Genomic DNA, 19,734 nt, shown 5'->3' on the forward strand with positions numbered 1-19,734 from the left:
AAAACCTCCCTTTTTTTAATCTACTACGCTCTTTTTTCGCCGAATAAACCATCAAAAAGGGGTGATTTGCCTGAACAAATCACCCCCATTACTCAATGTATGTCTGGTCCTAAACGTGCATTTCCAGCTCTTCTGGTTTTACATCGTCGTCCGTTTTGACCGTTTCTGGCTGAACGTCTTTCCGGCGGGTCATGTAAGTGTAAATAACCGGAACGACGTAGAGGGTAAGGACAAGCGAGAACATAAGGCCACCCACGATAACAATACCGAGTGGAATCCGGCTTTTGGAGGCTGAACCCAAAGCCAGGGCCAGCGGCAAGGCACCAAAGGCGGCCACGAGTGTTGTCATCAGAATAGGACGCAGGCGAAGAGCTGCCGATTCGGTAGCGGCTTCAAACTTGTTCTTGCCGGTCAAACGTTGTTCATTGGCAAACTCCACGATCAGAATACCGTTTTTCGTGACCAGACCTACCAGCATAATAATCCCGATCTGACTGAAAATATTCAGAGTCTGGTTGAACATCCAGAGCGAGAATACGGCTCCGGCAAGAGCCAGTGGTACGGTAATCATGATAATGAGCGGATCGATAAATGAATCGAACTGCGCTGCCAGGACCAGATAAACCAGAATCAGCGCCAGACCAAACGCGAAGAGCGTATTGGATGAGCTTTCGGCATAGTCACGGGAAGGGCCGGAAAGAGCGGTTTGGAAACTTTCGTCGAGCGTGCGGGCGGCAATCGCGCGCATGGCTTCCACACCATCGCCAACTGTTTTGCCGGGGGCTAGCCCTGCTGATACGGTAGCCGATTTAAAGCGGTTATAGTGGTACACCTGGGGTGGACTGCTCACTTCCTGGAACTTGACCAGGTTATCTAACTGGATCAGTTGTCCCTGACTGGAGCGTACATAGAACGAGGCTAAGTCTACAGGCGCATCACGGTCAGCCCGGTCTACCTGCCCGATAACCTGGTATTGTTTTCCGTTCATCAGGAAGTAAGCCAACCGCCGGTTACTCAGGGCTAATTGCAGGGTTTGGGCCACATCCTGTACCGAAATGCCCAGATTCGTCGCTTTCTCGCGGTCAATACTGATGTTTAATTCGGGCTTATTGAATTTCAAATCAACATCCGAATTCTGGAACGTAGGGTCTTTCTGTACTTCGTCGAGAAACGTTGGCAGCTTTTCGCGCAACTTCTCAAAGTTGAGGTTCTGGATCACAAACTGAACCGGTAGGCCACCGCCCCGGCCAACCTGAATCGTTTGATCCTGGGTAGCAAACATCCGCGCTTCGGTGAACTTCTTCAGGTTTTTATTCAGGTAATCCACAATATCCTGCTGGGATCGGGTCCGCTCGCTGGGATCGCTCATGTTAATCATAACGAACGACGAGTTGACGGCACCCGCTCCCGAAAAACCAGGCGCTACGACACTGAAGGCCAGTTTTGTTTCAGGAATGGAATCCATCACCAACTGCATGACCCGGTCGGTGGTGGCAGCCTGCGCTTCGTAACTGGTACCTTCGGGCGATGTGATCGAAACGCGGGTACGGCTGCGGTCTTCGAGGGGAGCTAATTCGGACTTGAGCAAGGCCCCCAGCCCGAAAATCAAAAGCAGACAAGCCCCAATCATGACGAATGCCCAGCCCCGTTTCAGCATAAAGGTATCGAGCGAGGAGCGGTACGAATTGTCCAGCCACTCGAAGAAAGGTTCAGTTTTTCGGTAAAACCAGGAGCGGCCGTGATTCTTGCTGGTCAGCTTAACACTCAATACCGGCGTTAGCGTAAGGGATACGAAGGCTGAAATTAACACGGCACCAGCCACCACGATACCAAACTCACGGAACAAACGACCTACGAATCCTTCGAGGAAAATAATCGGCAGGAACACGATAGCCAGCGTAATGGAAGTGGCGAGTACGGCAAAGAAGATCTCGTTGGATCCTTCCCGCGCGGCCTCTTTGGTATCCATGCCCTGCTCAATTTTCTTGAAAATGTTTTCCGTGACCACGATACCATCATCCACCACAAGACCCGTTGCCAGAACGATTCCCAGCAGGGTCAAGACGTTGATACTGAAATCGGCCACGTACATAATGAAGAAGGCACCGATGAGCGATACCGGAATGTCGATCAGGGGCCGGAACGCGATGAGCCAGTCGCGGAAGAAAAAATAAATGACCAGTACGACCAGAACAAACGAGATCAGCAGGGTTTCGCCTACTTCTTCAATGGCCCGCCGGATAAAGATACTACGGTCGATACCGATGCTAACGATAATGTCGTCGGGCAGGTCTCGTTTGAGCTGATCGAAGCGTTTGTAAAACTCATCGGCAATGCTTACATAGTTAGCACCGGGTTGTGGAATCAAGACCAGAATAACGCCCACGGCGCCGTTTTGCTTCGAAATGGTTTCTTCGTTCTCCGCGCCCAGGGTTGCATATCCCACGTCTTTGAACCGCACGATCTGGTTACTCGTCTGGCGCAGAATCAGGTTGTTGAAATCATCCTCTGTGGTGAGTCGGCCTACGGCTTTAACTGTCAATTCGGTGTTGTTGCCATACACTTTGCCACTGGGTAACTCAACGTTCTGCGCATTCAGGGCTGCCTGAATATCCTGCGAGGTGAGCCGATAAGCCGATAGTTTAATTGGGTCGATCCATAGGCGCATCGCTTGCCGTTTCAGACCGTAGATATTCGCCTGACTAACACCGGGGATGGTTTGTACGCGCTCCTGAAGTACGTTTTCTGCATAATCGGATAGCTGTGTCGGGTTGCGGCTTGTGCTCTGAACGGTCATAAAAATGATCGGTTCCGAGTTCGCATCGGCTTTCGTTACCACCGGCGGAGCATCAATATCCTGCGGAAGTTGCCGCTGGGCCTGGGCTACTTTGTCACGCACGTCGTTAGCGGCCTGTTCCAGATTGGCATCCAGGTTAAACTCGATCGTGATCGTGCTGGCCCCCAGCGCACTACTGGACGAAATCGTTCGAATGCCTTCGATACTGTTCAGCGACTTCTCGATGGGTTCAGTAATCTGCGACTCGATAATATCGGGGTTGGCACCCGTGTAGTTAGTCCGCACCGAAATGACCGGCGGGTCAATAGCCGGGTATTCGCGAACGCCCAGAAAGGTAAAGCCAATGACACCGAAAAGCACAATGATGATGGACATCACCATGGCAAATACGGGACGGTTAAGACTAAGCTCGGGTAGACTCATCTTGATTGTTTTTGTCGTTTACATGTACTGTTTTTCCTGCGCGGCCGACGCAGACTGTGCGCGCAGGCCAGCTTTGAGAAAAACTCAGTTACTCGCTACTTTAGGACCCGTACTTGGTATGGTTATTACCTTGCCAATCTTAACCGGCGCATCCTGTTTAAGGAATAGCAACCCTGTCGTAGCAACGGTATCTCCTTTTTGCAGACCTGACAGAATCTGAATCGTACCCGCTGTCCGGAGGCCGGTTTTTACGTCTTTGAAAACTGCTTTGCCGTTTTTAACCAAAATAACCTGATTGGTTCGGGTTTGGGGAATAACGGCCTGGGTAGGTACCACTAAACTCTGCTCATTTTGAATCGTTAAGGTCACCCGGGCAAATGTGCCCGGCCGGAAGAGGGGTTGCCCGTTACCGGCTGTTGCATTGTCTACCCGAGCCCGAATGCGAAGGTTACGCGTCTGCTCATCGACGCCCGGTTCAATCGCGTACACGATGCCCTGGCTTTGCTGATTACTCCCGTCTACGACAAACGAAATCTTGCTGCCCGTATGTACAGATGGGCCATATTTTTCAGGAATGGAAAAATCGAGCTTAAGCGACGAAATCTGTTGAAGGCGGGCAATGAGTGTGCTTTGGGAAACCACGGCACCGGAACTGACGTTACGAAGACCGATTACCCCCGAGAAGGGAGCACGGATTTCAGTTCGCTGCAAATTCGCTTTGACCAGTTCGATATCGGCCAGCGAAGAGCGGAGGTTCGTTGTCACAATGTCGTATTCCTGTTGACTGATACCGCCCCGTTCCAGTAGTTGTTTGTTCCGTTCTTCGGTACGCCGGGCGTTATCCGCCTGCGCCTGCAATTTCTGAAGTTGTGCCCGTAGATCCGTATCAAAAAGTTTGACCAGCAAATCTCCTTTCTTCACCGGCTGACCTTCCTGGATGTTGAGTTGCGTAATGCGTGCTGAAATTTCGGGATAGATGTCGACCTGTTCTGATGCGAGCAGGGAACCGCTGGATACCACGTCTTCCCGAAGTTGTTGTGAAATAACCACGAATCCATTTACACTGGCTGGTGCCCCTCCTCCACCAGGTCCACCTTTGCCGCCACCGGCCCCACCTTTGGCATCTGCTGCACCTTTACCACCACTACCTCCTCCGGGCCCCGATGCGCCGGGAGCTGGATGTAAAATCTTATTATACACGATTATCCCGCCGAGTACCAGAACGACGAGACCGATAGCAATCCATCTTTTCACAGGAATATTTTGTAGAAGGGGTCTTTGGTTTTAACGACCGAATGATCGCATTTGTTCTCTAACTGCAAAGCTATCAAGGTTACGGACTATTTCAACCGCCAGATAACTGATTCTGAACGGTTTTTCTATGGGTTATTCAAACGAATTGACCGGGTAGATAGCGTTTTGTACCCGTAGAAATGCTTATGAACCTAGCGTAAATAACTTTGTTTGTTCTGGTATATAGCCGTTTTTTCTACTGGTTATGAGCCATGTATTAAAATTAAGTAAGCCAAAAACGGAGAAGAGCGCTATATATACGTTTCAGGAAGTACTTACGGGCATTAGGTGAAAAAAATATAGTTTGCCAATGGGCCTAAATCTTGCCAAATGGCCGGTAGCTGATCAGGAGTCCATGACCATCAGCAATTCGCTGATCATCATGGCAGTCGCCCCCCAGACCCGGTACCCCTGAATCTGGTAAAAGGGCGCGTCGACCAAGACACCCCGAACCTCGATTTGACTGTCGCCAACAATCGTCTCGTCCAAAAGGGTATCTAAACTCACTTCCACAACGGCCTCTACTTCGCGTGGATCGGGGTAGAAATCAGGCCGGTAGGGGAGTACACCGACAACGGGCTGGACGTAAAAATTGCTGGGCGGAATATAAAGCTCCGTCAGCAGGCCAAGCACTTTCACATCCGATACGCGAATGCCGACCTCTTCCTGCGCTTCCCGCAACGCCGTGCGGGTCAGGTTCTCGTCGATTCGCTCCATACGACCGCCCGGAAACGCCATCTGGCCGGCATGAACGCCGTCGTATTGGGGCCTCAGAATCAACGGCAAGTAAATGGAGTTCTGGTAGGGGTAAAAACAGATCAACACGGCACTCCGGCGCGTTCGCTCATTCGGTTTGATGCCAAGCCGATACCGCGCTGTCGACGCCATCTTTTTGTGGGCGGCCTCGCCCGGCAATGGCTCTTGCAACCGTTGGCGGAGATGGTCGGCGAAGGTATGGAATGAAGTGTCGATCATTATTGGTGTTCGATTTATGGTTTACGTCGGTGCCGCCACGATTTGTCCGCCAGCCCACCGAAAACCATGAACCTATTTATACAACTTAACTAATTCTTCGGCACATCGTTCACCATCCATAGCGGCCGAAACGATGCCCCCCGCATAACCGGCTCCTTCGCCACAGGGAAACAGCCGACTTACCTGGACATGCTCACAGGTTTCGCGGTGGCGCGGAATCCGTACCGGCGATGAGGTCCGGCTTTCAACGCCAATCACCTGACCATCGTTACTGAGATAACCACGCATTTTACGGCCAAAATCACGTAGCCCCTGCCGAAGTGGCTGCGCAATGTGATCGGGCAGCACGTCGCTCATATCGACCGATGCCAGACCCGGCTGGTAAGAAGTCGGGAGTAGTTGGATAGACACCCGACCGTCTACAAAATCGGCAATGCGTTGGGCCGGAGCCGTTTGCCGACCATCGCCCATCTTACAGGCCCATCGTTCCAGATCCTGCTGCAGGGCCAGTCCGGCCAGTGCTCCTTCATCCGCATACGGTAAGAGATCTTCATCGGCAATGGCGACCACCAGACCCGAATTGGCAAATTGCGAATCCCGACGTGAGGGCGACATGCCATTAACGACCAGCTCTCCCGGTGCTGTGGCTGCAGGGACAATGAAGCCGCCCGGACACATACAAAACGAAAAAACGCCCCGTTCTACCCCTTTGAATCGAGTTTGAGCGACCAGACTGTAGGAGGCCGCCGGTAAATAATCGCCCCGTTCGGGTCTGTGGTACTGAAATTGATCGATCAAACGTTGCTGATGCTCAATGCGAACGCCCATGGCAAACGGCTTGGCCTCGATACGGACCCGACGAGCCTGGAGCAGATAAAAAATATCGCGTGCCGAATGCCCTGTCGCCAGAATTACGCCGATCCCTTCCAGCGATTCGCCATTGGCCAGCACAACGCCCTTCAGGGCCGTAGGGCCTGCTGGTGATTCGGCCAGAATCAAGTCGGTAACTTTTGTATCGAACCGAACTTCGCCCCCCGCGTTCAGGATACTTTCGCGGAGGTCAGTGACTACGTTGGGTAGTTTATTGGTGCCGATGTGCGGGTGCGCATCGACCAGAATTTGTTCGGTGGCCCCGTGCGCCACAAAAATTTCCAGAATACGCCGGACATCGCCCCGTTTGGTCGACCGAGTGTATAGCTTGCCATCCGAGTAGGTCCCGGCCCCCCCTTCGCCAAAACAGTAATTGGATTCCGGGTTAACAATATGGTCTTTGTTGATAGCTGCCAAATCGCGTCGGCGGGCGCGTACATCACTGCCCCGCTCCAGCACAATGGGCTTTATACCTAACTCGATGAGCCGAAGAGCCGCAAAAAGTCCGGCAGGACCGGCCCCCACGACAATAGCCTGTTGCGCCCGGCTGACATCCGTCTGCGGTTTCTGGTACTGGATAAGCGGGGGTGGCATTTCGCCCGCAAAGACATCGGCATCCACTTTTATCCGTACTTGCCGGTTACGCGCATCAATCGACTGCCGACGTTTCCGCACCACGATATCGGCGGTGTCAGGCAACGAGAGGTGATCTAAAGCCTGTTCCCGAAAAGCAGGTTCGTCAAAAGCCAGTTCGGGAGGCAGGTTAAGTGAAATCTGGTGAATCATCGTCAAAAATGGCCGTTACGGCTGGTCGGCAATTAATCAGTCAAGAAACTGTGTCGTCGCAAAACCGAATCTTCAAAACCGGTTAATGCGTATCAACAGTCTGGAAACCAGGAGGATTTTAAGCCCGCATTGGTTTCTGCAATTTAGTAACAGGTGAGCATCTGTTTGGGTTCTTTTCAGGCTATTTCAATCGGATTCGTTACGATAAGGGTATCTACTCACTGCTGTTTCGCCGGTTATCTGCTGGCCAATAGGGTAGAAATCAAGCCTGAGTGCCTATTGTAGACTAGTTAACGAGCGAAAATAACAATGAAGTATAGCCTTTTCGGTTGTCTGTTGCTTTTCAGTCAGAGTCTACTGGCTCAGCCAACGACGCCCTCATCCGAACGACGTATGCCCTGGTCGCAACGCATGGTGTCGACAATCATGGCCAACAATGCCGATTCCATTGCGTACGTGAAAGAAGGTAAAGATGCCCACTGGGAGTATGAAATGGGTGTCATTCTGCAGGCAGTCGGGCAGGTTTGGTATCGCACCGCCGACGATCGCTATTTCCAGTATATCCAGAAAAACATGGATCGGTATGTGACCGCTACGGGTGATATCCAGACGTATAAACTGGATGAGTACAACATTGATTATATCACGCCCGGTCGATCCTTGCTGATGCTTTCCCAGCAAACATTGCCCGGTAAGGAAAAATACCGTAAAGCGGCTGACTTATTGCGGAAGCAGATCGCCCAGCAGCCGCGCACCAACGAAGGGGGCTTCTGGCATAAGAAACGGTATCCGTATCAGATGTGGCTCGATGGCCTGTACATGGCCGAACCGTTTTACGCAGAATACACCCGCTTGTACGGCAAGGCCAGTGATTATGACGATATCGTCAATCAATTTGTGTGGATGGAAAAACACGCCCGCGACGAAAAGACGGGCCTGCTTTATCACGGCTGGGATGAAAGCCGGGATCAGAAATGGGCGAATAAGCAAACGGGGAAATCGCCCAATTTCTGGAGCCGGGCCATGGGTTGGTACGTCATGGCATTGGTCGATGTCCTGGATTATGTGCCGCAGTCGTATCCACGCCGGAGCGAGTTGGTCGCAATTCTTCAACGAACGTTGCCCGCCATTGTCAAGTACCAGGATCCAAAATCAGGTTGCTGGTACCAGGTTACGGATCGGCTCGGCGATAAAGGCAACTACCTGGAAGCCTCCGGTACGGGGATGTTTGTGTATGCGCTGGCGAAAAGCATTCGGATGGGCTATTTGCCCGTGACGATGTCGTCATCGGCCAGGAAAGGCTATGATGGTATGCTGAAAAACTTTATCTCGACCGATGCCAACGGTCAGGTCCATCTGGAGAAAACAGTGCTGGTGGGTGGTTTGGGCGGTAATCCCTACCGCGACGGTAGTTATGCCTATTACCTGAGTGAACCGTTGCGTCAGGATGATTTGAAAGGGGTTGGTCCGTTCATTATGGCCAGCGTTGAGATGGAGATCGCCAGTGAGCAGACAATTGGTCAGGGGAAAACCGTAGCCGTCGATAATTACTTTAATCACGAGTTTCGGAAGGGGATCGATGGCGAACAGGAACCGTTTCACTACACCTGGGAAGATCGGCAGCATTCCGGTTTTTTCTGGTGGGGAACCATCTTCCAGAATCTGGGAGCGAAAACCGCAACGATAGCGGGAGCACCAACCGTGGCCTCGCTGAAAGGTGTGGACGTGTATATCATCGTTGACCCGGATACGCCTAAGGAGACGGCCAAACCAAATTATGTGAATGAATCGGACATCAAGGCCATTGGCCGTTGGGTAGAAGCCGGTGGTACACTGGTGCTGATGGCCAACGACACGTCGAATTGCGAGCATACGCATTTTAATAAACTGGCCGCTCGGTTCGGGATGCAGTTTCTGCCGGAAAACCGAAACATGGTTCAGGGAACACAATGGGATCAGGGGCAAATAACCATACCCGCTGGAAATGAGATTTTCCCTAAAACCCGGACAGTATATATTAAAGAGCTAGCTCCACTCCACATTAAGTCTCCCGCAAAGGCCGCCGTGACCGATGGGGGCGATATCATCATGGGGGTAGCTTCCGTTGGGAAAGGACGAGTTTTCGCCGTAGGTGATCCGTGGCTTTACAATGAGTATGTCGACGGTCGACGAATTCCTGCCAAATTCGAAAACTTCGGAGCCGCTAAGGAATTAGCAAGCTGGCTGTTGAAACACAAATGAGGTTGCGCCTGTAAAGCTCCTTCCTGGGTTCGAGCGGTCAGCCAAACCGATCGGTTTGGCTGACGCGAGTAGGGTTCATGAGGACACGAACCCTGGAATCAATCCACTGGCAAAACTGTATCCAGTCCCCACTGGGTCATTACGTCGTTTCTGAAAACTTCCATACAGGCCTCGTCGCGCATCAGTTTATTCCGGGCAGCTATCCACCGATCGACGCGGCTATCGGAATACATCAGGCGCAGGCGAGCTTTCGTGAGGTTGAGGATTTTACCCCAGTGAAATGAAAACGGAATCGATTCGGCTTCCAGGGTGTTCCAAAGGACTTCACAAAACGCGAGGGTATTTGTCGAGAAGACGCCATCCAGCTCAATGACGCAGGTAGTCGGAAATCTGGTAAAGCCAAGAAGGGCCTCCGTTCCTTTTACATACCGAAAAGCCACCACGCCCGTAAAAGGACCGTTGGTGTCATTGAGGGAGAGGATAATGTCTTTTACTCGCACTACATCCGCTAAATCGACGCCGATGGCTGTGCTGAGAACTTTGCCATGAACATCGGTATTGGAAAAAATTTCGCCATGTGTACCCATCAGGTTATCGTAGGGCTTGTATTGCGAGTTGGTCAGGGCGGTTACCAGCGCCGGCACCAGCGCTGGAATGCCCTGTGTGATGGTTCCGATAAAGGTTGGCGCGTCATCGCCGGGACCGATGGTGGGCAGGGCAATGGCTGGTGGTGTGTACTGATCCGTATAAGGCCGCTTATACATAGTGGTTACAAAAGCACCCTTGTTCAGATCATACAGATTGAATAAGGTCTGAAAGTGATAGGGGCGCTCATCGCCCTTCGGTAAGGACGATCCGGTAAAGTCGAGCGTTTGCATAAGCGTTAACAGCGCATCGTCAATGAGCATCCGTTCCCGGTGGCATTCGTACAGAAAAAGGGGAGCCGTTTCCAGCATAACCCCGTGCATAACCCCAAAACTGCCAAAGCTGACCAGAGCCGCATTGAATAGCTCGTCATCCCGAACCAATTCGGCATTCAGCTTTTTTACAAACGACGCTGACGCGACCGGATACGATGCCTTCTCCAGCCAGACGTGCCGGGTGGGGCTGACGATAAGGTGTATACCCACCACAAAATTCGACATGGAGCCAACGTCGAAAGCGGACCCATGCGTGCCCGTAGACAACGCACCGGCAATGGTTTGTCCATTGCTGGCTCCCGATGTCAATAGCGAGCGGTTCCGTTTGTGCAGCCGCTCGCTGATTTCCTGCACCGACACCCCACACTGGCAGAAATACAAATCATCGGCGGTTTTCGGATACTGTTTATGAACGCTGGCCGACGTAACCCGGATCGTCATGTTCAGCAGCTTCGTGTTTAGTAAAATACCATCGGTAGCCGAAATCCTGGTAAACGACCATTCACCCCCGATCGCCCGGAGATGCCGCTTTTTTCGAATGGCTTCGTCAATCAGGTTCTGGATACCTTTAGTCGTTGTGTTGTAATCGTCGACTACGTTTCCGGTGTCGTCATTGGCCAGATTGTATAAATTTTCAATAGGCTGCGTGTAGGTCTCATGACGTGGAGACCACTGTCGCTGACCGGTCGGGTGAATAATCATGGTCTGTAAGAGGTTGATCGACTAGTTTTATAATTCGCCTTCGCGAGGGCAGGGTTTGGGGCACTTCCACTCCAGTTGAACCGGACTCCAGATGCCCAACGTGGCAACGGTAATGACCGAATAACCAAAGTTGCTGGTGATCCGAACTTCGTCGAGACTTTTCAAATGAAGCGCGTCGCAATCCGTGGCAACCACATTGTTCTGAACCAACCCCCAGAAAAACGAATGGGCCGTTTTTTTCTGGTAACCGGTTGAGGGATCAAATCTTGACGTGGCAATGCGATAATGGTAGCAGCCCTGTAGCACGAAGAGCAGCATAATCAGGTAAACCGGACGAACAAACAGGTGCTTGGTTGGGCTCATGACAGGGACAGGTTTTGGGTTGATTGAAGGGGAGCAGGCGCGTCAGGCAGCCCGCCTTCCCATGTGGCGTATAGATACCGGTCTATCCGGCTTGTCGGCCATTTAATTGAGGAAAAGGCTGGGCATACTTAGCGAGCGGTTAAGCTGCTCGCACAAGCTTAGCGATTGATAATTAAGTGTATACGTTATCTCGTATTGGCACGAACGTGAAATCTGCAGGGGTTTGACTACCTGATAAAAATCAATATTTTGGCAACAAGCCCTGGCTTTTTGAGTTAACCCAGTATGCAATCAACCTCCCTGAATTCGTCCCGAAGTAAGGTTGACTCGTTTGAGTCGCCCGACTTCTACTGTCTCGATGATCTGCTGACCGCCGAACACAAGCTTGTTCGGTCGGCCGTACGTAACTTTGTCAAGCGCGAGATTACGCCCATCGCTGAAGAGTATGCGCAACGGGCCGAATTTCCCCGCCATATTGTCCCGAAGTTCGGCCAGATCGGGGTCTTTGGGGCTACCATTCCTACCGAATATGGGGGTGGTGGGCTCGATCAGATTTCCTATGGGTTGATGACGCAGGAAATTGAGCGGGGCGACTCAGGGATGCGCTCCTGCGTATCGGTACAAAACTCGCTCGTGATGTATCCTATCTGGGCGTTTGGGTCGGAGGCACAGCGGCAAAAATACCTGCCCCGTCTGGCCACAGGCGAATTGATCGGGTGCTTTGGATTGACCGAAGCGAACCACGGTTCCGATCCGGGTGGTATGGAAAGCAATTTTATCGAGCGAAGCGATTATTACCTGTTAAACGGCTCGAAACTCTGGATCACTAATGCTGACATTGCCGATATTGCCATTGTCTGGGCAAGAAATGATCAGGGTAAAGTGCGCGGGCTAATTGTGGAACGGGGCATGGAAGGATTCACCACGGCCGAAATAAAAAACAAGTGGTCGCTGCGGGCCAGCACGACTGGTGAATTGATTTTTCAGGATGTGCAGGTTCCTAAGGAAAACCTGCTACCCGAAGCGTTTGGTCTGAAAAGTGCGCTCAAGTGCCTGGAGCAAGCCCGTTACGGCATTTGCTGGGGCGCTCTGGGAGCCGCTATGGAGTGTTACGAGGTAGCCCGGCGGTATGCCCTCGAACGGATACAGTTTGGCAAACCCATTGCCAGTTTCCAACTGGTACAGAAAAAACTGGCCGAAATGCTTACCGACATTACGCAGGGACAACTGCTGTGCTGGCGACTTGGAGTGCTTAAAAATGAGGATAGAGCAACGGTGGCGCAGATTTCAATGGCCAAGCGCAACAATGTTGAGATGGCCTTGCGGGTAGCCCGCGAAGCCCGTCAGATTCTGGGCGCTATGGGTATTTCGGGCGAATACCCGATTATGCGCCATCTGATGAATCTCGAATCGGTAAGTACCTACGAGGGTACGCACGATATCCAGTTGCTGATCTTAGGCGCTGAAATAACCGGAATCCCCGCGTTTAAATAATAAACGGCTTGGCTTCCACAACATCAGATTTGCCTAATTGACACCTTAATAGCCGTCAGCGCTAATTGATTTTACTTTATCTTAGCCAGTTAAAAAAGGAATCTGATGGGTGAGATGACGGGCACAATAACCCTTTTCGACGCTGATGTGGCTCTTGAAAATGAGCAGCTTCGGCTTGCTCTGCAAGCCGCTCAGGTAGGAACATGGGATTATAATATGGAAACCGGTCAGGCGCAGTGGTCAACGATCTGCAAGCGGTTGTTCGGATTGCCCGAGGATGCGTCAGTTACACCGGCCGTGTTGCTGGCACAGGTGCATCCAGATGATCGGGAGCGGGTTGCGGAGGCCAACGCCAGCGTATTGAGTCCGCATAGTAACGGCGACCATAATGTTATCTTTCGTACGCTCTGGGAGGGACATGCGCCCCGGTGGATTCAGGCCAAAGGCAAGACCAAACTGAACGACGAAGGACGTATCCTACGCTTTAATGGCATTGTGTTCGAGGTTACCGAACTGAAACAGGCCCAGGAAGCGCTACAGCAAAGTGCCGACGTGCTGGAACAACGGGTTGCTGAACGAACACAGGAACTCAAAGAGACTAATATACAGCTCAAGAAATCGAATGAGAGTCTGGCTGAATTTGCTTACATAGCCTCGCACGATTTGCAGGAGCCGCTCCGTAAGATTCAATCGTTTGGGGACATATTGAGAGATCAGTATGAAACGCAGTTGGGTGAGGGAACCATGTATCTCGAACGGATGCAGAGCGCAGCTCGTCGTATGTCGACACTCATCAAAGATCTGCTCACGTTTTCCCGCCTTTCTACCCGTCAGGAGAGTACTGAGATGGTATCGTTGACCGATGTCTTTTCCTATGTTCTCCATGATCTGGAATTAGTAATCCAGGAAACGGGAGCCGTAGTTACGGTCGATTCGTTGCCGAGCGTAACGGGTGATGCCTCGCAACTGGCGCAACTCTTTCAAAATTTAGTGAGCAATGCCATCAAATTTGGTCGTCCGGGAATAGAGCCGGTGATCAAGGTACGCAGCCGACGTGTAGCTGCTGAGGATCTGCCGCCAACCGTGCGGCCCGTTCGAGCGGCTGCGGCCTATTACTGCATCGACGTAGCCGATAACGGGATTGGCTTTGACGAAAAATATGTAGAACGCATATTTCAGGTTTTCCAACGACTGCACGGTACCAGCAAATACGCTGGTACGGGCATTGGCCTGGCCATTTGTGAAAAGGTAGTGGTGAATCATGGTGGAGCCATTTCGGCCCGCAGCCAGCCCGATCAGGGAACTACTTTCAGCGTATACCTGCCAATATAAATAGCTTATGTGATCGAGCCGGATAAGCGCGGTTGTCCTGATCAGCGTGGTTAAGAGCTAAACGGCTAGGAGTCTAGTAGGCAAAATATGATTGATATGAAGAAAATACGCGGAACCCTATTGTTGATGTTACTCGTAGGAGTTTGCTATGGGCAGCAGAAAACATCTGCTTTTTTTATGGCTGGTACGTATGCCACCCCCGACTGGGAGAAGCTAACATTTAACGGCACAAAATCGGGCAGGGGCATCACGTATTCCTACCAGAAAAATGAGGAGGGTCATAAGCTGGACGTACTCGGCACCAAAAACGTAGGCAATCAGAAAGCCCTGATGGTCAAAATCCGGAACACCAGTAAGATATATCTGATTCTGCGCGATCGAAAAAAGGAAACGTTATCGATGGTCAGTGAAGACGGCACCTACAAAAAGACATTTCCTCTGGGCTACGAAGGGCCTGTTGACGGACGGGGAACCTACTGTGCTACCTGTGCCAATGAGCCGGCTGATGCGTTTCGTCTGGTCGATTCTTTCTTTTTATAGTTTGCCCATACAGCGCCTGCTTTTCTGGCACGCTGTTCATCAATTTACCTTCAACTCCACTTCGTCAGCGCGTCTGGCTTTTTCCCAAATGCCCGATGTGTTACCGCGCCAGTAACGCAGGAAACCTAAAATGGCGCAGACGTTCATAAAAGTAAAGTAGAAGGGTACAAACAAGGCTTTGACCCGGATTTGGCGGTGCTCCAGCCGGTAGCCCAGGTAAGCGGCAGCGTAAAAAAGGCATTGACCAACAAAAAAGAGCAGCCAGAACAGATACGTAGGCGTTATCGCTGGCGGAACAGGCAGGAGCAGAGCCAGGTTGGCCAGCCAGATGAGGGGCAGGCAGAAGGGCGTTACTGCCCAACGCAATACCCGGTGCGATACGTACTGAAAGGTAAGCCAACCGTATCGAACAACGTTCAGTAAATACAGCAGCCGCATAATCGACTGAAAGCCACCGGCAGCAATGCGTACCTTGCGTTTTTTTTCTTCCTCGATCGAGAAGGAGGGACGCTCCAGCGCATAAGCATCAGGCTCATATTCAACCCGGTATCCTCGTCCGGCGATTCGGAGCGAGATGATAAAGTCGTCCAGCAATGTATCCGGTTCAACCGTTTCGTATAAGTTGGTTCGTACCGCAAATAATTCGCCCGCTGCGCCCACAACGGTATGTAGCTGCGCATCCTTACGTTTCAGATACGACTCATATTTCCAGTAGATTCCCTCGCCCGATCCCGCAGCCGATTCACTATCGAGTACCTCGATGCGTTTTTCGCCTGCCACCGCGCCTACCGACTCGTTTCGAAAATGACGCACCAGGTTGCGAATTGCCCGGCTGTTGAGCTGCGTGTTCGCATCGCTAAAGATCACGATTGGCGTCCTGACGTGCGTTATGGCTCTATTCATGGCGGCTACCTTACCCGCCCGTTCGTCACCGCCCAGCACGGCAATCTGGTGGTCGCCACCCAGGCGTAGTGATTCCAGATAGGCCGTAGAGCCATCGGTCGATCCTTCGGTTACAAACAGAAACTGAAGCTTACCCGCCGGGTAATCCAGTTCCCGGGAGTTCTGGAGCTTGGCCGGCAGGCATCCCATTTCATTATAGGCTGCCATAACCAGTGTCACCATCGGCTCATAGGCATCGTCATCGGCCAGAGGGCGAGGCCCCTTGATTATAGTGCGAATTTTGACCAGTAACGTAATCAGAACGCCGTAGCCCAGGTAGGTGTAAGCCACAATGCCCAAACAGAGGAGAAGAAAAAACTGCATGATTAGTAGCAATTGAAGAATAGGGAGCCGTCGTTTGCTACGTTCCGGCAAGCCACTGCTTCTGAAATGGGAAAATCAACGCCTTCACCAAAGGAAGGGAATCGGAAACGTTCCGCTATCGTGTAAAGGTTACTTTCATCGGATACGTATCAGGTCCTGACTAAACAAAACAAACAGCACGAATTTATACGTTCTCTTTCTGGAATACCGCCTTTACCGTTCTGATCAGAATAATCAGATCTGTTTTGAAAGAGTACGTCTTTGCATACAGCGCATCCAGTTGAATCCGTTCCTGATCAGATACGCCCGCCTTGCCTCGTTTGGTCACCTGCCAGAGTCCCGTTAGACCGGCGGGAGCGGCAAAACGGCGGGCATAGGCTTTCGTGGTCAATTTTTCTGCTTCGTAGGGGGGGAGTGGCCGGTTGCCAACAAACGACATGTCGCCTTTCAGAATATTGAAAAACTGTGGTAACTCGTCGATGCTGGTATTGCGCAAAAACTTGCCGAGCCGGGTTACCCGAGGATCTTCCTTGAACTTCATGAACATGGCCTTGGCATGGCGCATGCGTTGAACCTGGATCTCACAGACCTGCATATTGTCCTGGAACAAAGGACGCTGACAGCTTGTGTTGGCCAGTTTACAGGACTCGCACAATTCGTCGGGGGCCTGTTCGGGCTCGGCTGATTTGTACATGTTCTGCGAGGCCATACCCGAAATCAGCTTATCGGCTCCGGTGCGCATCGTCCGGAATTTGTACATATCGAATAGCTTGTAGCCCATACCAATGCGCCGGGACTTATAGAAGATAGGCCCTTTGGAATCAAGGCGAATCAAAATCGCTACGACGATCAGGATGGGTGATACGGCTACCAGAAGCCCAAATGACAGGATGATGTCGAAAAGGCGTTTGCCAATCGGAATGCGTTGTTTCTTCGCATTCTCCAACTCATGTCCGATCTCGTTGTATTTTTTTCGGCGAATCAGGTACGTCAACCGGTTTCGGAGGGCTGTTTCATCGAATTCAAGCGGGAAAACGTCAATCGTTGGTCTACCTTCTGCCTGAATGTTTATGTCTGTTTCAGCTTCGGAACTGAGCAGCATCGTCGAGAACTCATACTGGATTCGGTTCGAATCGACGGTATTCAAAAACTTGAGCCCTCCGAGGTTATCATTGATAATGACTAGATCGACGGCTTCCCCGGCCTGTAGCCGCCTGATGGCTTCTGCTCGGCTGGATACGGCTGTCAGGTGAACCATTTTCGAAAAAGTCTGGGCAAAGTCAAACGATCTTACCGGATCGCTTTCTACATACATGACGTGGAAATCGCTTTCCTGAGTTGTGGATTCCAAAAACATGCTAGTTTAGGAAAAGGGAAAAGGCCTATCGAAGTGGGCTCAAGCGCGTCGAGTCGAAATCGGAGCGAAAATTCTGGCGTTCAGCAGTCCGGCGCAGCAGAGCTTTGATTTTGGCTTTTACCTCCAATGGGTTAAATGGTTTTACAATAAAGTCATCGGCTCCCTGCTCGATGCAGCTAATTTTTAAGGCACTGTCTTCCATACTCGACAGCACAATAATGGGAACATTCCGATACAGTGAACCTGCTCTGATCAGATTGATCAACTCCTGACCATCCAGATGAGGCATCCGTAGATCCGTGAGGATGATGTCCGGGATGTTTCCTTTTTCAAGCCAGGCCATGGCTTCAATGCCGTTTGTGCAGGAGCTCAGTTCGAATTCTGCGCTGAATGTATGCTGGATGATCTTTCTTATATAGACGTCATCATCAACATGTAAGATATGATATCGATTTTCCATCAGGATGTAGTTTAATAGAGAATATGAGGAAAGCAGTCAAATATAGTTAACTTATAGTTTATTAAATAGTAAATAAATAAATAAAAACGGCCCTTATTGATTAGAAGGCCTTTTTTGCGAGACAAGATGCTTTACGCTCTATGTCAGTTACATAGGTAATGCATTCTTTCACGTATGAATAAACCATAATTAGCTAATTTTTTATAATTAGTTACATGATTTTTGGTCAAGCGATAGCGCCTGCGAGCCTGGAGTTCCTGCGCGTCACCACGTGATTTTCACAAAATCATCAATGACTTTTAGTTACAAAAATATATAATTGTAAACAAATAGATATTTTAATATGTTAGTGGTAACTAAAGTCGACAGATTCATGGCAGCTATGGTTTGGAGGGTCTATAAATTGATCGTGCAGATACTGTTTCAATGGGTGGTCACCGCATGTTTTGATCGGGCCAACTCTGATAAGTTGCAAACACAGATTAACAAACTTCATCGGCTTAGGCAGATCGTTACCTCTATACAACACTACTATAGCCTGCATCCTAATTTCGTTAAGGATACCTACGGCACGCTGGAAAACTACCTTCAGCAGCATACCGCTGAGTCTGACCGGGTTTTACTAACTCAGTTAAAGGTTATCAAGCCAATCCAGAGTGCCAGGCTTCATCATTCAGTTTTAGATATTGCTTAACCCATAGATACGGCCGTGCCTCTGACCGCAGTTTGCGAACTACAGTCAGAGGCATGTTTTTTGAGGTCAGACCTTTAACGGTCGTTTTCGCCAGTTAAACAAAACTGTGCAACCTTCTCCCGGCCCGGTAATTACCTTGATCGCCCCGCCTTGCTCTTCCACCAGCATTTTAAGGATATTGAGGCCAACTCCCGTACTGCTTTCGTGCTGCGACTGGCCGCTTGGCTGGAAAAGCCGAAAGAGTTTGGTTTGTTGTTCGGTGGTCATGCCGGGACCATTGTCGCGGACGTAGAATTCGGCGAAATCCCCTTTATCATGCCAGCCAACATCAATCCGTCCCTGGGCTTTATCATTGTATTTGATCGCATTGCTCAGCAGGTTTTGAAAGACTTGCTGTAACTTCACTTTCTTGGTCAGCAGGACCGGCATTGGCTCAATGACGTTCACCTGAATATGTTTTGGCGGAAAGAGCAGGTGAATGGTTTGCGCGACTAGTTCAGAAACGTCTATCTCTTCGAACGACTGCTGATCAACGCTCTGTCGCGAATAGTCCAGGATAGTACTGATCATGGACGACAGGTGATAGCCGGTCTCTTTCAAATCGGCCAGGTAGCGAGCCAGCTCCTGCTGACCGATTGGCTGATTCTCGTTTACCCCTTCGATCATATATAACAGGGATATCAGCCCTGTAAGTGGCGACTTGAGGTCATGAGCAACTATATAGACGAACTTTTCAAGCTGTTTATTAATGGTAGCCAATTCGGTTGCCGACCGCTTTAGGGCCTGCTGGTAGAGCCACAGCTGTTCAAATACGTTTACTTTGGCTTTGGTAATGTCGCTGTCCAGCGGTTTGGATAAATAATCGACAGCCCCTTCTTCAAAGCCTTTCAGTACATACTGTTCATCTTTATTGATCGCCGTTACGAAAATGATGGAAATGTCGCGGGTTTTCGGATTGGTTTTCAAGAATTTGGCCACTTCAAATCCATCCATGTCGGGCATTTGCACGTCCAGCATAATGAGGCCAATCTGATCGTTTTTCAGGGCATATTTCAGGGCTTCATTGCCCGATGTTGCTTTAATAAACTGCCGGTTGCCATTGTCCAGGAGTTCTTCCAGAACGAGAAGATTTTCGGGTCGATCGTCGACCAAAAGAATGGTAAATGGAATTGGTTGCTTCGTAGAAGGAAACGTCATACACTACTAATCAGGGGTTTGCCA

General features: G+C 50.7%; 15 protein-coding genes. 5 read left to right on the forward strand and 10 right to left on the reverse strand.

Annotated elements, in window-relative coordinates; all coding sequences use genetic code 11:
* Nucleotides 1-109 precede the first annotated feature (109 nt).
* The 4 genes from ACYU8Y_RS25900 to ACYU8Y_RS25915 all read right to left on the reverse strand — a co-directional run bounded on the left by ACYU8Y_RS25900 (nucleotide 110) and on the right by ACYU8Y_RS25915 (nucleotide 7,144).
* Nucleotides 110-3,220, reverse strand: a complete 3,111-nt coding sequence (locus ACYU8Y_RS25900; RefSeq protein WP_460941073.1) for an efflux RND transporter permease subunit — start codon at nucleotides 3,218-3,220, stop codon at nucleotides 110-112.
* Between the two features lie 84 nt (nucleotides 3,221-3,304).
* Nucleotides 3,305-4,474, reverse strand: coding sequence for an efflux RND transporter periplasmic adaptor subunit (locus tag ACYU8Y_RS25905; RefSeq protein ID WP_460941074.1), 1,170 nt, complete (start codon nucleotides 4,472-4,474; stop codon nucleotides 3,305-3,307).
* A gap of 384 nt (nucleotides 4,475-4,858) precedes the next feature.
* Complete coding sequence (locus tag ACYU8Y_RS25910) at nucleotides 4,859-5,488, reverse strand: NUDIX hydrolase (RefSeq protein ID WP_460941075.1); 630 nt, start codon at nucleotides 5,486-5,488, stop codon at nucleotides 4,859-4,861.
* A gap of 72 nt (nucleotides 5,489-5,560) precedes the next feature.
* A complete protein-coding gene (locus tag ACYU8Y_RS25915) occupies nucleotides 5,561-7,144 on the reverse strand; it encodes an NAD(P)/FAD-dependent oxidoreductase (protein ID WP_460941076.1) in 1,584 nt (527 codons plus the stop codon).
* A gap of 309 nt (nucleotides 7,145-7,453) precedes the next feature.
* On the opposite strand from ACYU8Y_RS25915, the gene ACYU8Y_RS25920 reads away from it, so the two are divergent.
* The gene (locus ACYU8Y_RS25920) at nucleotides 7,454-9,385 is read left to right on the forward strand and encodes a glycoside hydrolase family 88 protein (protein ID WP_460941077.1); all 1,932 of its coding nucleotides are present in this window, start codon (nucleotides 7,454-7,456) and stop codon (nucleotides 9,383-9,385) included.
* Between the two features lie 98 nt (nucleotides 9,386-9,483).
* Here the strand turns inward: ACYU8Y_RS25920 and ACYU8Y_RS25925 are convergent, their stop codons facing one another.
* The gene (locus tag ACYU8Y_RS25925; protein ID WP_460941078.1) at nucleotides 9,484-11,007 is read right to left on the reverse strand and encodes an FAD-binding protein; all 1,524 of its coding nucleotides are present in this window, start codon (nucleotides 11,005-11,007) and stop codon (nucleotides 9,484-9,486) included.
* A gap of 27 nt (nucleotides 11,008-11,034) precedes the next feature.
* Nucleotides 11,035-11,370 carry a Bor/Iss family lipoprotein gene (locus ACYU8Y_RS25930; RefSeq protein WP_460941079.1) on the reverse strand — a complete coding sequence of 112 codons (336 nt, stop codon included), beginning with the start codon at nucleotides 11,368-11,370 and terminating at the stop codon, nucleotides 11,035-11,037.
* Nucleotides 11,371-11,655: 285 nt separating this feature from the next.
* On the opposite strand from ACYU8Y_RS25930, the gene ACYU8Y_RS25935 reads away from it, so the two are divergent.
* The 3 genes from ACYU8Y_RS25935 to ACYU8Y_RS25945 all read left to right on the forward strand — a co-directional run bounded on the left by ACYU8Y_RS25935 (nucleotide 11,656) and on the right by ACYU8Y_RS25945 (nucleotide 14,736).
* Entirely contained in the window at nucleotides 11,656-12,864 is a 1,209-nt protein-coding gene (locus ACYU8Y_RS25935) for an acyl-CoA dehydrogenase family protein (RefSeq protein ID WP_460941080.1), read from the forward strand.
* Nucleotides 12,865-12,969: 105 nt separating this feature from the next.
* Nucleotides 12,970-14,196: a sensor histidine kinase gene (locus tag ACYU8Y_RS25940; RefSeq protein WP_460941081.1), complete on the forward strand. Its 1,227-nt coding sequence runs from the start codon at nucleotides 12,970-12,972 to the stop codon at nucleotides 14,194-14,196.
* A gap of 96 nt (nucleotides 14,197-14,292) precedes the next feature.
* Nucleotides 14,293-14,736, forward strand: coding sequence for a hypothetical protein (locus tag ACYU8Y_RS25945; protein WP_460941082.1), 444 nt, complete (start codon nucleotides 14,293-14,295; stop codon nucleotides 14,734-14,736).
* A 39-nt stretch (nucleotides 14,737-14,775) separates the two neighbouring features.
* On the opposite strand, the gene ACYU8Y_RS25950 is transcribed toward ACYU8Y_RS25945, so the two are convergent.
* From ACYU8Y_RS25950 to ACYU8Y_RS25960, 3 genes are all read right to left on the reverse strand, one after another.
* Entirely contained in the window at nucleotides 14,776-16,002 is a 1,227-nt protein-coding gene (locus tag ACYU8Y_RS25950; protein ID WP_460941083.1) for a glycosyltransferase family 2 protein, read from the reverse strand.
* A gap of 184 nt (nucleotides 16,003-16,186) precedes the next feature.
* Entirely contained in the window at nucleotides 16,187-17,353 is a 1,167-nt protein-coding gene (locus ACYU8Y_RS25955; protein WP_460941084.1) for a sugar transferase, read from the reverse strand.
* A gap of 31 nt (nucleotides 17,354-17,384) precedes the next feature.
* Nucleotides 17,385-17,819: a response regulator transcription factor gene (locus tag ACYU8Y_RS25960; RefSeq protein ID WP_460941085.1), complete on the reverse strand. Its 435-nt coding sequence runs from the start codon at nucleotides 17,817-17,819 to the stop codon at nucleotides 17,385-17,387.
* A 373-nt stretch (nucleotides 17,820-18,192) separates the two neighbouring features.
* Here ACYU8Y_RS25960 and ACYU8Y_RS25965 point away from each other — a divergent pair, with 373 nt between their 5' ends.
* Nucleotides 18,193-18,513 carry a hypothetical protein gene (locus tag ACYU8Y_RS25965; protein WP_460941086.1) on the forward strand — a complete coding sequence of 107 codons (321 nt, stop codon included), beginning with the start codon at nucleotides 18,193-18,195 and terminating at the stop codon, nucleotides 18,511-18,513.
* 66 nt (nucleotides 18,514-18,579) lie between these two features.
* Here ACYU8Y_RS25965 and ACYU8Y_RS25970 read toward each other — a convergent pair whose 3' ends face one another.
* A complete protein-coding gene (locus tag ACYU8Y_RS25970; RefSeq protein WP_460941087.1) occupies nucleotides 18,580-19,710 on the reverse strand; it encodes a hybrid sensor histidine kinase/response regulator in 1,131 nt (376 codons plus the stop codon).
* Nucleotides 19,711-19,734 lie beyond the last annotated feature (24 nt).

It is taken from the genome of Spirosoma humi (assembly GCF_054776575.1).

What these genes read in the sequence shown, in the direction of transcription:
- ACYU8Y_RS25945 (WP_460941082.1), top strand. Translation starts at nt 14,293, where the DNA reads ATGAAGAAAATACGCGGAACCCTATTGTTGATGTTACTCGTAGGAGTT.
- ACYU8Y_RS25930 (WP_460941079.1), bottom strand. Translation starts at nt 11,370, where the DNA reads ATGAGCCCAACCAAGCACCTGTTTGTTCGTCCGGTTTACCTGATTATG.
- ACYU8Y_RS25910 (WP_460941075.1), bottom strand. Translation starts at nt 5,488, where the DNA reads ATGATCGACACTTCATTCCATACCTTCGCCGACCATCTCCGCCAACGG.
- ACYU8Y_RS25920 (WP_460941077.1), top strand. Translation starts at nt 7,454, where the DNA reads ATGAAGTATAGCCTTTTCGGTTGTCTGTTGCTTTTCAGTCAGAGTCTA.
- ACYU8Y_RS25915 (WP_460941076.1), bottom strand. Translation starts at nt 7,144, where the DNA reads ATGATTCACCAGATTTCACTTAACCTGCCTCCCGAACTGGCTTTTGAC.
- ACYU8Y_RS25935 (WP_460941080.1), top strand. Translation starts at nt 11,656, where the DNA reads ATGCAATCAACCTCCCTGAATTCGTCCCGAAGTAAGGTTGACTCGTTT.
- ACYU8Y_RS25950 (WP_460941083.1), bottom strand. Translation starts at nt 16,002, where the DNA reads ATGCAGTTTTTTCTTCTCCTCTGTTTGGGCATTGTGGCTTACACCTAC.
- ACYU8Y_RS25940 (WP_460941081.1), top strand. Translation starts at nt 12,970, where the DNA reads ATGGGTGAGATGACGGGCACAATAACCCTTTTCGACGCTGATGTGGCT.
- ACYU8Y_RS25965 (WP_460941086.1), top strand. Translation starts at nt 18,193, where the DNA reads ATGGCAGCTATGGTTTGGAGGGTCTATAAATTGATCGTGCAGATACTG.
- ACYU8Y_RS25925 (WP_460941078.1), bottom strand. Translation starts at nt 11,007, where the DNA reads ATGATTATTCACCCGACCGGTCAGCGACAGTGGTCTCCACGTCATGAG.
- ACYU8Y_RS25960 (WP_460941085.1), bottom strand. Translation starts at nt 17,819, where the DNA reads ATGGAAAATCGATATCATATCTTACATGTTGATGATGACGTCTATATA.
- ACYU8Y_RS25970 (WP_460941087.1), bottom strand. Translation starts at nt 19,710, where the DNA reads ATGACGTTTCCTTCTACGAAGCAACCAATTCCATTTACCATTCTTTTG.
- ACYU8Y_RS25900 (WP_460941073.1), bottom strand. Translation starts at nt 3,220, where the DNA reads ATGAGTCTACCCGAGCTTAGTCTTAACCGTCCCGTATTTGCCATGGTG.